Here is a 15325-nt window from a genome sequence, read left to right on the forward strand (position 1 = left end):
ATCAGAATCCCGTTTAAAAGCGCCCTAGTTTATCGTAAATCTTAAGCTGAAACCAAAATTACTATACGACGTATTAAAGGTTTGCGAGGTGTAAGGTTTGGTAATATTAGAATCATAGAATAACTTGATATTAAATTTCTGATTCAATACATAATCTACACTTGGCCTAACGGTAATATTCTTTGCTCCTGAAGAAACTTCAGCTTCAGTAACATCAGCACGGTAAATCACAGTTTTATTATCGCGGATGGCAACATCAAGCTTAAAATCCATGTTGTTATCCATTTTAAGGCTTTTGAACCAGCCAAAAGGAAAACGGAATTTATTAGTGCGGTAACCTAATCCCAATACCACATTATTCTCCGAAAGCTGAGCCAGCTGACTATTGGATAAGCTTAAACCCAGTAAGCGCGAACGGTTTAATTCGAACGAAGCAGTTAAATTATTTTTAAAGCGTGTATCAACACCTACAAGTGGTGCGAAATATTCGGAGATGGTAACCTGGGCAAACTGGTACTCAGGGAGGAAATTATTATTTATATCTCTTGTACTGGAGAATCCACCGGTTTCCTGATACCTCAGTAATGAACTGTAGCTGTTAATGTTATATGCCGAACGGTACCCATGTCTGATATCAACGGAAGAAACGTTTTCAGCAATAAAAGGTATCCGGGTTAAACCACTGTAAGTAAGGTTCCAGTTTGGCAATGGAATTCTCGGAAAGGCATTAAGTTTGGATGTAGATGCATCCTTACCCGAGTAGGCAGCAAGGAAGGCAGAGATCAGCACATCCTGACTTTCTTTGCTGTAACCATCAGCATATCCACCGGTAACGCCGCTGGAGTTTGGATTCTGCGCACCCAGTCTTCGGGATATCACAATTCTGTTGGCCATAAACTGATTGAACAGCTGAGAAACCACAGTTGCATTGTTTTCTTTAAAAGAAGTACCAATCGCGATATAAGAAATGCTGTAGTCGCCACTGGTAATGGCACTCAGATTTTGGAACGATGAAGAGCTGGCAACATACCTGAAATTACTGGAGTAGTTACGGTTCTGCGCCTTATTTGCCTTAAGCGTGATTCTCAAATCTTTAAAGGGTTCAATTTGCCCTGTCAACTGAAAGTCTTCACGCAATGTATTTACATACAACTGTGTTTGTAAAGTATCAGTGGTTAGCCATCCGCTGGCCAGTGCTGAGGTACGGATATCCTGCTGACTACCAAAAACGAATCCTAGACCGGGTGCTCCGGTTACGTTATCCAGACCGAGATACTGGGTTTTTGGCAGGTAACCCGGCAGATAAATTCCTTTCGTCTGCACATAGTTTCCACTTACATTTTTTAAACTGGTTACCAGGTTAATGAAGAAGTTCTTTACTTTCCCTTCTGTACTCTCATCACCTGCCTTCCTGATAAAGCCAAATTTATTGTAAAGGCTGGTAAGGGTTAGGGTTGGATTAACCTGAACTGTTCTGGTATTCTGAATCGTATTACCCAAATTGATATTGGGATCTTCCAGGGTTGCAAGTGGCTCAGTTTGCCAGTTAAAAGTTGTACCGTAACGTGTAGTTACCTTCACCCAGTTAAAGCCAGGGATTTTATCGATCGGAAGGTTATAGGTTACATTTAAATTATGTGTGTAATCGGTTGTACGGCCTAATTTTTTCAGGTTCTCCCAAACCGTATCTCTTTTCAATCCTTCCACTCTTCCACTTGGCTCATCAATGATGGAATAATTTGTAGCATTAAAATCCAGCTGCATCGACCGGGTTAAATTCCAGGCAATACCATAGATGCGGCTCATGGTGAAGTTTTTATTAAAAGTAGTGCCGTATCCTGTTTGATACACACCAAGCGTATTATTCGGATCGTTGTTTCTCAACGTATTTTCTGAGTATAAACGATCCACATCAACTCTGAAATTGATAGCGCTTGGCAAAATGCTAAAGTTAAAATCCTTAAGCAAGGCCAGTGTGTTGGTTTTTATAATTTTTTCGAACGGCGCTATCGTTTTGGCTTCTCTTGAATAACTGTACTGAAGCGATGCCCTATAGGTATTCTGTATACTACTCTCATTGATGAAATCGCGATGGTTATATTGGGTATAAGCATAGCTTGCAGCAAAGTTTTCAATATCCCATAACTGTGCGGGCTTACTGTTGTTAGTACGTTCTTTCCTTACATTGGTAAAGTTAATACCTCTTCTCACCGTATAATCCTGTGCGAAGTTTAAAATGGAATCCTTCTTCGCTTTTGTGCCCGCCTTATCCAATGCATTTTTCAGTTCGATATCTGGTGTCCGCGGATTGTACTGTGGCGTAGAAACCTGTTTCGAATAGTTCACGAACATTGGAATTTTAACGCCTGATTTCTGAGGCAGGAATTTCCCAAGTTCCACAGAAGAAGAAACATCAAGCAATACATTATCTGCACGGTTGCGTTCACTTACTTTCGAGTCTATAGAACCAAAACCAATGGTCGACTTACTACCTGAAATATTTACATCTGCAAAGTCAGCCAGCTTCAGGTTCAATCTACCGGTTGCAGCCCAGCCGCCTTTTTCATCAAATTCGGTTAATCTTAACTCATTAAACCAAACCAGTACATTCTTTTCCAAACCATCATCATTCCCACTGATCTCCAGATTTCGGAGCGGGTTTTTAACCCCCAGCATATATACCCTTACCTTACTCATATCGGGCTGCCCCTTTACCACAATGGTACGCATACCATCAGTGTAAGTAAAGGGAACATTAATTGGCCAGGGCTGGCCGTTGCTTAACCGTGCGTCATTACGTGCTAGTTTTGCATTCTGGAATAAGGTCAGGTCGATATCCATCCTGTTGGCTTCAGGCCATATGGCATCGGGATCACTCGTTCCCGGAGCGGTAACCTGCAATGGCATTACGTATTCGTAATAGTTATCGATGTTATCCGTTCCGATTCTAAGGAAAGCGGATACGTCATTTGTAGCCAGGGTTTGATTGTTCACCGCTTCTGCGTGGACATACATTTCCAGATGTTTGTAAGAACGGAAATCGCTGTAAGCGGTTTTGAAAGCCGCCCGGCTGTAACCATCCTTTAAACTTTTAACCGTAACAGAAAGGGATTGCTCATTTAAACGGGTGTCGCCACGATAGTTGCTATAATCGCGCTCCCTTAAAATTCCCGGAGGGGTAACGTAAGGTATTGGTGAACGTTTTCCGTTCTCTTCAATATTTACAGTAGAAACTTCTATTGTCGAATTGTCTGGGGTAAGCGCAGGTAAAGAGGGATCAGCAATCACCTGAGCTGCTTCATTTTTTGTGTTGAAAGCTCTCCATTCTCCGCGGATCAGCTGCATTTTAGCAAAACGCAAAACGGCAGTATCAGCGAAATTGGTCATGAACATTCTAAAGAAGCGAATCGATTTAAAGTCTTCAATACTTCCTACTTTCTGCTGATAATCCCCAATTGGGATCCTGAACTGATACCAGGTGGCAGGTTGTGTATTTCCATTAGCCAGTTTCACCTGCGAGGTTACTTTATCTGTAATGAAGTTCTGGCCAATAACCAGATCGCCGGGACGCATCGATACTTTGTATTGAAAATACTCATCGCTCTGGGTCATGTTATTATCCCTGTTGATGTCTTCGCCATCCGGAAGTGATGTCGATGCCGAGTTATCCAGACCTAATTCTTCCTGTGATTGCTGGGAAGTTTTAGAGTTACCTTCAGTACCGTTGTATTTTTCGTATCGTTTTAAGATACCCGCATTGATCTGATCCAGGGCAGGCCCTCTGAAATAAGTATAATTATCTGATGACGGATCGGCATCAAGAGCAGTGGAAGCTGTAGAGTTGAGTTGCGCTTTAATCTGCGTGATGGCTGAAGCAAACTGGGTCCTTTCGTCAGCATCAGAAAGTCCGTCTAAACCGACATCCTGTGCTTTACGCGAATCAGCGTTATTGTCAAATGCCTGTACTACCGGTTGCAGTTTTGGAACACGACCCCAGTTGGTCGTATCATATTTTGAGCGGTCGTCCGTCGCTGGCAAACCGTTTTCCAGTGATTTCCGGCCATCCTTAAGAATATCTTCCGAGATATTACCCAGGTTGAAATACAAATCACCTCCGGCAGAGTTGGGTTTATAAATAAAGGGATCGAGCACCCAGAATTCAATGAAACCAATGTTTAAGGCTTCAAAATCGTTGGTCTCAATCTTCCGCTGAAAACCGCCCCAGTTGTTTTGAGGTTGTAATAAGCTACCATCGGCTCTGAAGCCTGTAGTTCGGTAATTGTAAGGCCCGCGAACGGTGGGATAATAAGCTACATCAAGCGTGGTGATGTTCAATGCCTGTCCCGTTGCGGTTTCTTTGAATGGAAATACTTCCTGTTCAATTACCTGCCTAACATAATGATTTGAAAGCTCATTTCTGTTATTGCGGATATTTGAAGGTGTGGTGGAAGATGCCGAATTGTAAAAAGTCGGATCAATATTATAAAAAGCAATTCTTGCCCTGTTATAGCCGTAAGCTAAATTATCCACTAGTTGCGATTCAGAGAAAAGCTGAGGCGTTCCCGAAAGCTGCCAGGAGATGGCACTTTTCAAATCAATTACCGATCTGGATGACTCAAAATCATCTAAATAACTTACCCCGTTTTTACTGCCTGCAAAATTCAGTGCGCGCGGGTGTCCGGGAATCAGCTGGGCAAACTCACCGTAAAAGTTCACACTGGATGGTGCTTTGGTAGAGATGAACGGAAGCTTATCTACCATTTTGGTTAAAAACCTGGATGGAGAGCTATAATTGATATCTGCTCCCCAGATGGTATTTGAAATGGGCTCTTCACCGATATTAACTTTCTGGGTCAATGGTTTTTCGGTCAGGTTCATAATGGTTCCACCCAGGTTTAACTTATTGTTCACCCTGTAATCCATACGCGTACCAAAAAGCGAGCGTTGTTGCAGACCAAACAGTTCGTTGTTTTCGGTAGTAATCCTGATCGCCTGCCCTGATATTAATAATGCCTGATTGATGATACTTACCCGGCCACCCTGATAATCAACAGTAAAATCTACACCCTCGGTAAGGGGCATGGTACCGGCAAATACCTTTACTGAACCCTCAGGTACATTTATGGCATTCAAACTGAACTCAGAAGAAATATCAGACTGATAGTTTACCTTGATCACATATCTGTTCTGATTCTGGAACAGCTGTTTAGCAATTGTTTGTGTAGAATCGTATAATGCGGTAAAGGCATACTTATCAATCAGCGCTTGCTCGCTAGGCAAAAAGCGTGCAGCAAGATCCTTTCCGAAAGGCTCAATCACCGGAAATATAATTCTTCCGTTTGCAGGATCGATGGTGATGTAACCTGAATTGGTATTGGTAACGAGCGAAGCGGCTCCCGAACTGTTGGTAGAAAACAAACTGCTGGTGGCAGAATTATTGGCGGTGGAATAGGCACCGAATGCATTATTTGAAGCTACAAAATCGAATATACCATCTGATTTACGCTCATTCTGCTGATTCAAACGATCAAATTCCGTTAAAGCGATCCATTGTTTCGAGGCTGTATTCTGGCCTTCGGTCATTACCGGATTTTCAACACCGGTTTCGTTGTCGATGCGGTAGATATCTAATTTGAAATTCTGGCTGCTGATCTGGTATCCACCAATGTTATAGATGTTTTTCATCATCAGATCCCAGATCGGAAGGCTGATCTTATTGGTCTCGTTTTTTAATAATTTAGTGTATAAAACCTTTGGGCTGGCCGCGTCGAAAGTGATATCGGTAGAAAATTCCCCTACCTGATATTCTACACCATTATAAGTATAACGATAGGCAACCGCTAAAACCTCGTCTGCATTTAACGGATTATTTAGTGAAACATAACCTAACTGAGGTTGAAACGTAAATTCCCTGTCGGTTAATTTGCGCGCATAGGTAAGCTTTGCAAAGTTGTTTGTACCACCGTTCGCCTGAAAAAAGGAGATTACGTCATTTGAATTGGTTTGTCGTGCTCCGGCGGGCAATCTGGAAAGTAAGTTGTTCGACTGCTGAGAGAAACCTGTAGCGGTAGTTCCTGCAGGAAGCGCGGATGTCCCGCCGGTAAACAAAGCGGTGTTGAAAGGCTGGTTTTCACCCAAATCCATAAATCCAAGTACATCCCTCGAATCGGTGGTGCTACCCGATTTGTTTGTGATCCATACCTCCACCTTAGTAATCTGAACCGGAGAAGTAATTACCGGTGCATTGGCCAGGTTTTTATTGTAGTTATTTCTAAAATACTGGGAAAGGAAATAATGTTTATTGGCTTCGTAACTGTCTATCTGAACGGTAGTGGTGTTCTGCTGCGCACCATTGGAAATATTGAGCTCTCTCGACTGTGATTTCTGCTGGGTATAAACACTGGTTACGTTGAGCTTACCAAATTTCAACTGGGTTTTAACCCCGAACAAGGCCTGTGTACCTGTGATCAAACTGGTATTTAGTGGCAAACTCACATTACCTGCTTCTATTTTCTGAATAATTTCATCCTTACCCCCTGTGTATTCGAGTTTGATCTGATTTTCAAAATCAAATTGTGCTTCGGTATTGTAATTACTCTTAATTTTTAGTTTTGTACCGATGTTCCCCACCAGATCCATTTGAATCCGCTGATTAAAATCAAAGTTGGTTTGTACCCTCTGGCGTTCGTTGAAGAGCGGATTCTCGTTTTTATTAATGCGCCCTAAAAACGTTAACTCAGCTTCACCGCGTGGCTGTATATCAATTACAGTTCCACCAAATAGTTTTTCGAAAGATTTGCTGTTGATCTGTATTTGCGGAATAATGCCTGTACTACGGTAATCGCTCACCTCTGCATTGGAGATGCTGCGCCAGTTGCCACGTTTAATTTCACTGTTCACCAGGCGCTGGTATTCATCAATGGTTAAATATTGAGTTTGCAATACATAGCTATCACCTATCAGCTCTTTAACAACATAACGCTTGTTTTTAGCATCATATTCAACAATTCGTTTGAGGTTGGAAGGTAAGGGATTAAAAGGATTGGCAGAGGTTCCCAACCCTAATCGCTCTTTTTCCTGAAGGCCAAAGTTGTTTTTTGATGCAACAGAATCTGTTTTGCCTGTTACCACCTGAGAGAAAGTGTTTTGAGAGGCAATTAAGAATAGTAAGATCAGAAAAAGAAATGTAGAAATTCTCTTCAAAGGCGTTAGATCTATAGTTTTTTTAAAGCTTGTTTAATTAGTTGCTCTACCGAAAGTGTTCCTTCTGTACCCTTTAAAATCTGGTCAATTGTTTTTTCGGCAGTTTGTTTGGCAAATCCGAGCATTACCAAAGCTGATAACGCTTCATCCTTAACAGTATTGTGTTGAGGCATAGAAATTAATGAATCTACTCCCTCTTTTTTGAGTTTATCCTGCAGCTCCAGCACGAGGCGTTGTGCGGTCTTTGCGCCCAAACCCTTAATCCGCTGAATAAGTGGCAGATCAGCTTTCACAATTGCAGTTTGAATTTCTTCCGGCGTTATTGAAGATAAAATCATCCGGCCGGTATTTGGACCAATACCTGATACGGATATCAGGTGCAGAAATAAACGGCGTTCGCCTTCTTCGGCGAAGCCGTATAATGTATGAGCGTCTTCCTTAACATATAGCCAGGTATACAATTTACACCTTTCTGTATCGGCAAGAGCGCTGTAAGTATTTAATGAGATGTTTACATGGTAGCCTATACCTCCGGCTTCAATCACAACATATGCCGGATTTTTAAACGTCAATCTACCATCAATATAGGCGTACATGAATTATTATTTCTTAGTTGTTTTCCCAAATATACCTTTTCGTTTCGATGTTTCAATGTCCTCTTTGGCCTGAACATCTACCACTGCAATAGTAACCATATTTACAATCTCTCTCACCGAACTTCCTAACTGAACAATATGAACAGGTTTATTTAAACCCAGGAGAATTGGACCAACAGCTTCGGCACCACCAAGCTCCTGCAACAATTTGTAAGCAATATTTCCTGACTCTAAATTCGGGAAAATCAGGGTGTTAGCAGGTGCATCAGCCAGAGTGCTGAAAGGAAAATTATCTTTCAACAGTTCATTATTAATGGCAAAGTTCCCCTGCATCTCACCATCAACAACCACTTCGGGGTGGTTTTTATGAAGCAAGCGTACCGTTTCACGCACTTTTTCAGGAGTTACCCCATCATTTGATCCAAAGTTGGAATAGGATAGCAATGCAATACGTGGTTTGATGTTGAACTGCTTTACTGATTTTTCGACAAGCAAAGTGATATCCACCAATTCTTCGGCAGTAGGATCTACATTTACGGTTGTATCGCCAAAGAAAACCGGTCCTTTTTTGGTCATCATCATGTACATACCCGCCACACGTTTCACACCAGGCTCTACACCTATTACCTGGAGGGCTGGCTTTATGGTTGCACCATAGTTTTTGGTCAATCCCGAAATCATGGCATCGGCTTCGCCAAACTCTACCATGGAAGCGCCATAGTAGTTACGGTCTCTCAGCAGCTTCACGGCATCGCGCATAGAAGAAACACCCTTACGCTGACGTTTTTGAAACAACGCCTCAGCATATTGCTGGGTTTTATCCGGATTCTGCATCTGATCAATGATCTCTACGCCTTCCAGCTCCAACCCATGCTCATCGATGATGGCCTGTATTTTATCTTTATTTCCTAGAAGAATTGGAATGGCGATGTTCTCATCTTTGACAATCTGAGCCGCCTTCAGAATTTTGTAGGTATCGGCTTCTGCAAATACCACCCGTTTAGGATCCATTTTGGCTTTGGTCGTAACGGCACGCATGATGGCATCATCTAAACCCAAGCGTTTTCTTAGTTCCTCGTTATAAGCCTCCCAGTTGGTAATCACTTTCCGGGCAACTCCACTTTCGATTGCAGCTTTTGCTACGGCAGTTGACACTTCGGTAATCAGCCTGAAATCGACTGGTTTTGGAATGATGTAATCTTTTCCGAACTTCAGATTTCTGGCATTATAGGCCAGATTAACGGCTTCAGGCACTGATTTTTTTGCGAGTTCAGCAATTGCTTTCACCGCAGCAATTTTCATTTCCTCATTAATCGTGGTGGCCCGGACGTCCAATGCACCGCGGAAAATGTAGGGGAATCCCAATACATTATTCACCTGGTTAGGATAATCAGAACGGCCGGTAGCCATAATGATATCCTTGCGGGTTTTAATCGCTAAATCATAAGATATTTCAGGGTCTGGATTGGCCATTGCGAATACAATCGGATTCTTGGCCATCCCCATGAGCATTTCTGCAGAGATGACGTTTGCAGCAGAAAGACCAATCAATACATCGGCACCCTTCAAAGCTTCACCAATATTTGAAATATCCTTTCTGGTGGTTGCAAAGCCCATTCTGTTATCGTCCAGATCAGTTCTTTTCACATCAATTAAACCATTGATATCGAACATGACCAGATTTTCTTTCTTTACACCTAAAGACAGGTACATTTTAGAACAGGAAACTGCAGCAGCGCCGGCACCACTTACCACAACCTTAATCTTATCAATTTTCTTTTTCTGCAGCTCACAGGCATTTAATAATGCAGCACCAGAAATAATAGCCGTTCCATGCTGATCGTCGTGCATGACAGGGATATTCATTTCCTGCTTTAAACGCGTTTCAATCTCAAAACATTCAGGAGCTTTGATATCTTCCAGATTGATACCGCCAAAAGTTGGCTCCAGGGCTTTAACGATTTTTACGAAATCATCTACGTTCTGGGTATCCAATTCTAAATCGAACACATCGATATCTGCAAATATTTTAAATAAAAGGCCTTTACCTTCCATTACAGGCTTACCTGCTTCAGGGCCTATGTTTCCAAGACCTAAAACGGCAGATCCATTACTGATCACCGCAACAAGGTTTCCCTTGGCAGTATATTTGTAAACATCTTCAGTGTTGTTGGCTATTTTTAAACAAGGCTCTGCAACTCCCGGAGAGTATGCCAGGGTTAGATCCCTTTGCGATGTTGTAGGTTTAGTAGGTACTACTTGTATTTTTCCCGGACGACCCTGCGAATGGTAATCCAATGCATCTTGCTTTCTATTCGTATTACTCATTAAGTAACTTATTAGTGACGAGGCAAAGGTACAATTCTTTTTATGAGGCTTAAAATAAAAAGGCACCCAAAAAAGTTAAATAAGCAGCACAGCTTTAGCAGGATACGGGCATCCAGTTTTGCGTAACTTTATCCTTTACTAATTTTCAAAACCATTCCCGGCTGCAAAGCGGCTTTACTTAAACCGTTGTCCTTTCTGATACTTTGAACGGTTGCCCCTTCAAATTTTTCGGCAATTCCCGATAGTGTATCACCGGTTTTAACCTTATAACTTAAAAATGCTGCAGGGACTTTCAAAGGTTTTGAATACTTGGCAAACACTTTCAGTTTTTGTCCGGGAACAATCGTTTTACTTTTTAATCCATTCCAAACCCTTAAATCCTGTACTTCTACGCCATATTTATTGGCTACGGAAGTCAGGTTTTGCCCGGAAGCAACCCGATGATAAATGACATTTACAGGAGTTACCGACAATTTCTTTTTGCGCAAATCACGAACGTCGTCGGTATTTGCCTGTACAACTTTCATATCTACATCCACTTCAGTATTGTAAAGAACATCATAAATACCGGCAAAGTCGGCATCACGAAGCTTAGGCATCACAATCCTTTTGGGCTCATCTTCCGTTCCGTTTACGATTCGTTTTTTATAGGAAGGATTTAATGCATACATGGCTTCTTCCTCCACATTGAGGACTTTTGCAAGAGACGACAAAGACACGAATCGTGAAGTTTGTACGGTATCGGTTTTCAGAAACAGGTTACAAGCCTGAGCTGAAATCTGGTGCCGGCCTGAATAATTCATCACGTAAACTGCTGCGATAAATGCGGGAACGTAATTCCGGGTTTCTTTAGGCAGATACTGCCTGATTTCCCAGAAATCGCTTGAACCTGCTTTTGCCATGGCGCGGGTAACATTTCCTTTTCCGCAATTGTAGGCCGCAATGGCCAATAGCCAATCGCCAAGTTCTTCGTAAGCATCTCTGAAATATGCAGCTGCGGCATAACTGGCCTGAATCGGATCTTTACGTTCGTCAACAAAATTATCCATTTTTAATCCATAGGCCTTGCCTGTACCAAACATAAACTGCCATATTCCTGTCGCACCCACCCTGGAGATGGCATGAGGATTCATCTGCGACTCCACAATAGTGAGGTATTTGATTTCCTGTGGAATATTGAAATCCTTGAGTGCTTTATCAAAAATTGGAAAGTAATAGTTTGATAGGCCCATCATTTTACCAAACATATCCTTACGTTTTGCGTAGATGTCGATGTATTGCTGAACAAATTCGTTATAAGGAAGGGGAACTGTTTTCCTGATTGAATCAAGCCTGAGTTTATAGATATAATTCTGGCTCATCATCAACGGATTTTCACTAACCAATGGAACCGCCGTAGTATCCGTATTGATGAAAATATTGTTTTGTCCTTTTGGGAGACTGTCGAGTTTTAAAACCTGCTGCGCAGAAGAAGCGGAAATTAATCCAAAGAAGGCACAAATAGAGGTAATGAGTAATTTTTTAATCATGGGCTATTGGTTTAATAAGCTTCGCCACTCTAACGAATTAGAATCAAAAGATGCTGAGCCAGCATGGCGAGGCGTTACATAGCTCAAAAGGAGCTAATGCCTATTTTAAAAATGCCTGAGAAAAAGCCAGAAGCTTATCTTCCTCAAAATGTTTGGCTGTAAATTGAATACTTAACGGTAAACCTTCCGAATTATTGCCCAATGGCAAAGCAATCGCCGGGTTACCAGTTAAGGATGGCAGCACTGTAAAGATATCAGCCATGTACATCACGAGTGCGTCTTGTACATTATCGCCAATTTTAAAGGCAACTGTAGGGGCTACCGGTGATAAAATAAGGTCGTAATGATTAAATAGCGCATCTACCCTCTCGCGAATGAGCCTGCGTACCTGCTGGGCTTTCTGATAATAAGCATCATAGTAACCCGCACTCAAAACAAAGGTGCCTAGTAAAATACGTTTTTTCACTTCTTCACCAAAGCCTTCAGATCTGGATAGTTTATACAGTTCGTTGAGCGAAGTAGCATCCGTGTTGCGGTGTCCGTAATGAACACCATCGTAACGGGAAAGATTAGAGGAAGCCTCTGCTGTAGTTAAGATGTAATATGCGGGAACCAGATAATCAAGCAAATCAAATGAAACATACTCTACAGTATGGCCTTTTGATTTCAAATCATCTATTGATTTTAGTATTGCCGATTTAATTTCAGGATCCAGCGCATCGCTTTCAATCGTTTCTTTTAAGACAGCAATCTTATGGCTTTTGGTATCGTTTATTATTGAAGAATAATCTGGCACTTCTGAAGCTGAAACAGTCGAATCATATTCGTCTGCACCGGCAAGAACCTGTAAAATTACCGCAATATCATCTACAGATGAAGCAATTGGTCCTACCTGATCAAAAGAAGATGCATAGGCAATTACACCGTATCTGGAAATCCGTCCATAAGTTGGTTTTAAGCCAATTTGCCCGCAGAATGCTGCCGGCTGTCTAACCGAACCACCGGTATCAGTCCCGAGTGCTGCCAGGCAAAGATCTGCCTGCACAGCAACCGCCGAACCTCCAGATGAGCCACCGGGAACCAGATCAGGATTTGCAGCGTTTTTAGCAGGTCCGAAGTACGAAGTCTCGTTAGAGCCCCCCATTGCAAATTCATCGCAGTTTAGGCGGCCGATAATTACAGCATCTTCCTGCAGCAAACGCTCCACAACAGTAGAAGAATAAGGGGATACAAAACCTTCCAGCATTTTTGATGAGGCTGTAACAATGTGGTCTTTATAACAGATATTATCTTTTATACCGATCACCATACCGGCAAGTTTGCCTGCGGTACCATTTTCTATCTTCTGCTGAACCGCTTTTGCCTGAACTTCTGCCGAATAAAAAAACACCTCGTTGAATGCATTGAGGTGTTTATGGTCTTCAATCTGCTTAAAATAGTAAGCCAGTAAAGCGGGTAAGTTTAAAGCCTTTTGCGAAATGAGTGTTTGAATCTCCTTTAGAGAGCTGTATTTCTTCAAAACTAAAATCTATGAAATTAAACAGTTTTATCGCGGTTAGACGGATCTACCTGATCGCCATCAAGACCATCTTTTCCGTCTTTAAATTCTTTAACACCCTTGCCTAAGCCACGCATCAGTTCAGGAATTTTTTTACCACCAAACAATAACAATACCACTACCGCGATAATGATGATTTCAGGTGTTCCAAGCATTGCTGCTATTGTTGTATTTAACATATCTTATTGATTTAAACTTTTTCTTTTTCAGCGTCGGCTGTAGTATTCACCGGAGTGGTACCTGCAACTTTTTCATCAACCGGGGTTTCATCGGTTGGATGATGACGCTCATTATTGTTATTTGCAGCTGTTCTGTCTGCTTCTTCCTTATCAATATCCATAGCGTTTATATTTCTATGAATTTCTCTCTTCACACCATCAGATGCATCTTTGAATTCTCTGATCCCTTTTCCCAGTCCGCGGGCCAGTTCGGGCAATTTTTTACCTCCGAATAACAAAAGGACAACTACTAAAATGAGTACGATCTCCGATCCACCCATATTTAAAAACTCTAATAACGTGCCTTGATACATCACTAATCTATTTTATACAAATATAAACATTTTAAAACTGTGTTCTTTTATTTACTGATCCAAGCCTCTGGATTTAAAGGGGTGGAAACCCTTCTGATCTGGAAACTTAAGATCGCATCGTCTCCTGTATTTCCGATCACTCCAATGGTTTGTTTCGTTTCTACTTTATCATTAACGCTTACGCTAACGGACTTTAAGTTGGCGTAAACAGTAAAATATTCACCGTGACTTATCAATACAATGTAACGGCCGTACTGGTTGAAAACCGTAGTCACTTTACCATCAAAAACTGCCCTTACCGCACCCCCTTGAGCCATGGTAATGTAAACCCCTTCATTGTTAATTGAGGCTTTATCAACCATATGCACACCAAAACGTTCCGTAATCGTTCCGGATGCACAAGGCCATGGCAGCCTGCCACGGTTATTTTCAAAACCGGCTGAAAGCTTTGCGTTCTCCGGTGTTGCCGTTAGCGCTTCGCTACTGGTCTTGGATTTGGCAGTAGCAGCTGCCGGCGCGGTTGGCACAGGCCTGTTTTCGGCCCTGGCTTTATCAGCAGCGGCTTTGGCAGCGGCGGCTTCCCTTGCCGCAGCAAGCCTTGCTTCTTCTTCAGCTTTCTTCCTTGCTGCTTCCACAGCACGCCTGATGGCGGCAGCAATGGCCACATCCAACTGCTTTTGCTGTTTCCTGCGTTGTGCTATATCCTGTTGAAACTGCTTTTCCTGTTTGCTTAATTTCCCCAATACAGCGGATTGCTCATTTTTGTCTTTACCAAGCTTTTCCCTTTCACGCTCCTGCTCTTTAAGCAAGTTGCTTTTCTCCCTCAGGGTTTTATCTAAAACCTGTATCTTTCCATTCAGATCCTTTTGAGTCGTTTCTATATAACCCGCCTGCTTTTTCCTGTACTGGCTAAACTGCTGCAGGTATTTAATTCTTTTATAAGCCTGATTAAAATCTTTGGCCGCAAAAACAAACATCATCTTATCGTAAGCGTTGCGGTTTCTTTGAGCAAAACGAATCATGGCCGCATATTCCTTTTTCAGATCGCCCAGCTGGCCTTGTAATGTATGTACGGTATTTGTGTTCTGAGAGATTTGGTTATCGAGGTTTTTAATTTCGGAGTTAATTGTCCCGATCTTTTCCTGACGTAAGCGAATCTGGGCATTGATGCCGTTAATCTGCTGTATGGTGAGTTTTTTACCGTTTGCAGTCTTGCTTAAATTCTTTTGGAGCTGCTCAATTTCGCGCTGTATAGCTTCCTTTTTTCTCCTTAACTGAGACTCGGATTGCTGCGCATGTACAGACAGTGCAAATGCGCTTAAAAACAGTATAGATACAAGTTTGTGTAGCTTCATTAAGCCAAAAGTATAAAAATTTTATAGTAAAAAATATTAAAACTGAGATACTAAAGCGATAACAGAATAATCTACAGCCATCTTCATACATTCTTCATTGACTCAGCGGCATGGTTCTGCACCGGTTGCCAGTTAATGCGGCCGGTATATCAAACGCAACTATAGGTTAGCCCGCTATCGCGCCAGTAATGCGGCAGTAATAAATTAATAGGGCAAACATTAGC

8 protein-coding genes are annotated in these 15325 nt (G+C 42.0%); all 8 read right to left on the reverse strand.

What is annotated here, in order from left to right:
* Window positions 1-24: 24 nt before the first annotated feature.
* The 8 genes from sov to AC570I_RS06280 all read right to left on the reverse strand — a co-directional run bounded on the left by sov (window position 25) and on the right by AC570I_RS06280 (window position 15101).
* Complete coding sequence (gene sov / locus AC570I_RS06245) at window positions 25-7203, reverse strand: T9SS outer membrane translocon Sov/SprA (RefSeq protein WP_497404800.1); 7179 nt, start codon at window positions 7201-7203, stop codon at window positions 25-27.
* A gap of 11 nt (window positions 7204-7214) precedes the next feature.
* A complete protein-coding gene (ruvA, locus tag AC570I_RS06250) occupies window positions 7215-7799 on the reverse strand; it encodes a Holliday junction branch migration protein RuvA (protein ID WP_047800127.1) in 585 nt (194 codons plus the stop codon).
* 6 nt (window positions 7800-7805) lie between these two features.
* Window positions 7806-10127 carry an NADP-dependent malic enzyme gene (locus AC570I_RS06255; protein ID WP_497404801.1) on the reverse strand — a complete coding sequence of 774 codons (2322 nt, stop codon included), beginning with the start codon at window positions 10125-10127 and terminating at the stop codon, window positions 7806-7808.
* 128 nt (window positions 10128-10255) lie between these two features.
* A complete protein-coding gene (locus AC570I_RS06260) occupies window positions 10256-11656 on the reverse strand; it encodes a lytic transglycosylase domain-containing protein (protein WP_497404802.1) in 1401 nt (466 codons plus the stop codon).
* Between the two features lie 100 nt (window positions 11657-11756).
* Window positions 11757-13175: an Asp-tRNA(Asn)/Glu-tRNA(Gln) amidotransferase subunit GatA gene (gatA, locus tag AC570I_RS06265; RefSeq protein ID WP_497404803.1), complete on the reverse strand. Its 1419-nt coding sequence runs from the start codon at window positions 13173-13175 to the stop codon at window positions 11757-11759.
* A 17-nt stretch (window positions 13176-13192) separates the two neighbouring features.
* The gene (locus AC570I_RS06270) at window positions 13193-13393 is read right to left on the reverse strand and encodes a Sec-independent protein translocase subunit TatA/TatB (protein ID WP_197082411.1); all 201 of its coding nucleotides are present in this window, start codon (window positions 13391-13393) and stop codon (window positions 13193-13195) included.
* Window positions 13394-13404: 11 nt separating this feature from the next.
* A complete protein-coding gene (locus AC570I_RS06275) occupies window positions 13405-13746 on the reverse strand; it encodes a Sec-independent protein translocase subunit TatA/TatB (protein ID WP_316798763.1) in 342 nt (113 codons plus the stop codon).
* 47 nt (window positions 13747-13793) lie between these two features.
* Window positions 13794-15101: a murein hydrolase activator EnvC family protein gene (locus tag AC570I_RS06280; RefSeq protein ID WP_047800122.1), complete on the reverse strand. Its 1308-nt coding sequence runs from the start codon at window positions 15099-15101 to the stop codon at window positions 13794-13796.
* Window positions 15102-15325: the final 224 nt, after the last annotated feature.

Source organism: Pedobacter sp. A2324 (genome assembly GCF_059693705.1).

Bases quoted from the DNA above. Each gene is read 5' to 3' on its own strand.
- AC570I_RS06260 (WP_497404802.1), bottom strand. From the start codon at position 11,656: ATGATTAAAAAATTACTCATTACCTCTATTTGTGCCTTCTTTGGATTA.
- AC570I_RS06275 (WP_316798763.1), bottom strand. From the start codon at position 13,746: ATGTATCAAGGCACGTTATTAGAGTTTTTAAATATGGGTGGATCGGAG.
- AC570I_RS06280 (WP_047800122.1), bottom strand. From the start codon at position 15,101: ATGAAGCTACACAAACTTGTATCTATACTGTTTTTAAGCGCATTTGCA.
- AC570I_RS06270 (WP_197082411.1), bottom strand. From the start codon at position 13,393: ATGTTAAATACAACAATAGCAGCAATGCTTGGAACACCTGAAATCATC.
- ruvA (WP_047800127.1), bottom strand. From the start codon at position 7,799: ATGTACGCCTATATTGATGGTAGATTGACGTTTAAAAATCCGGCATAT.
- AC570I_RS06255 (WP_497404801.1), bottom strand. From the start codon at position 10,127: ATGAGTAATACGAATAGAAAGCAAGATGCATTGGATTACCATTCGCAG.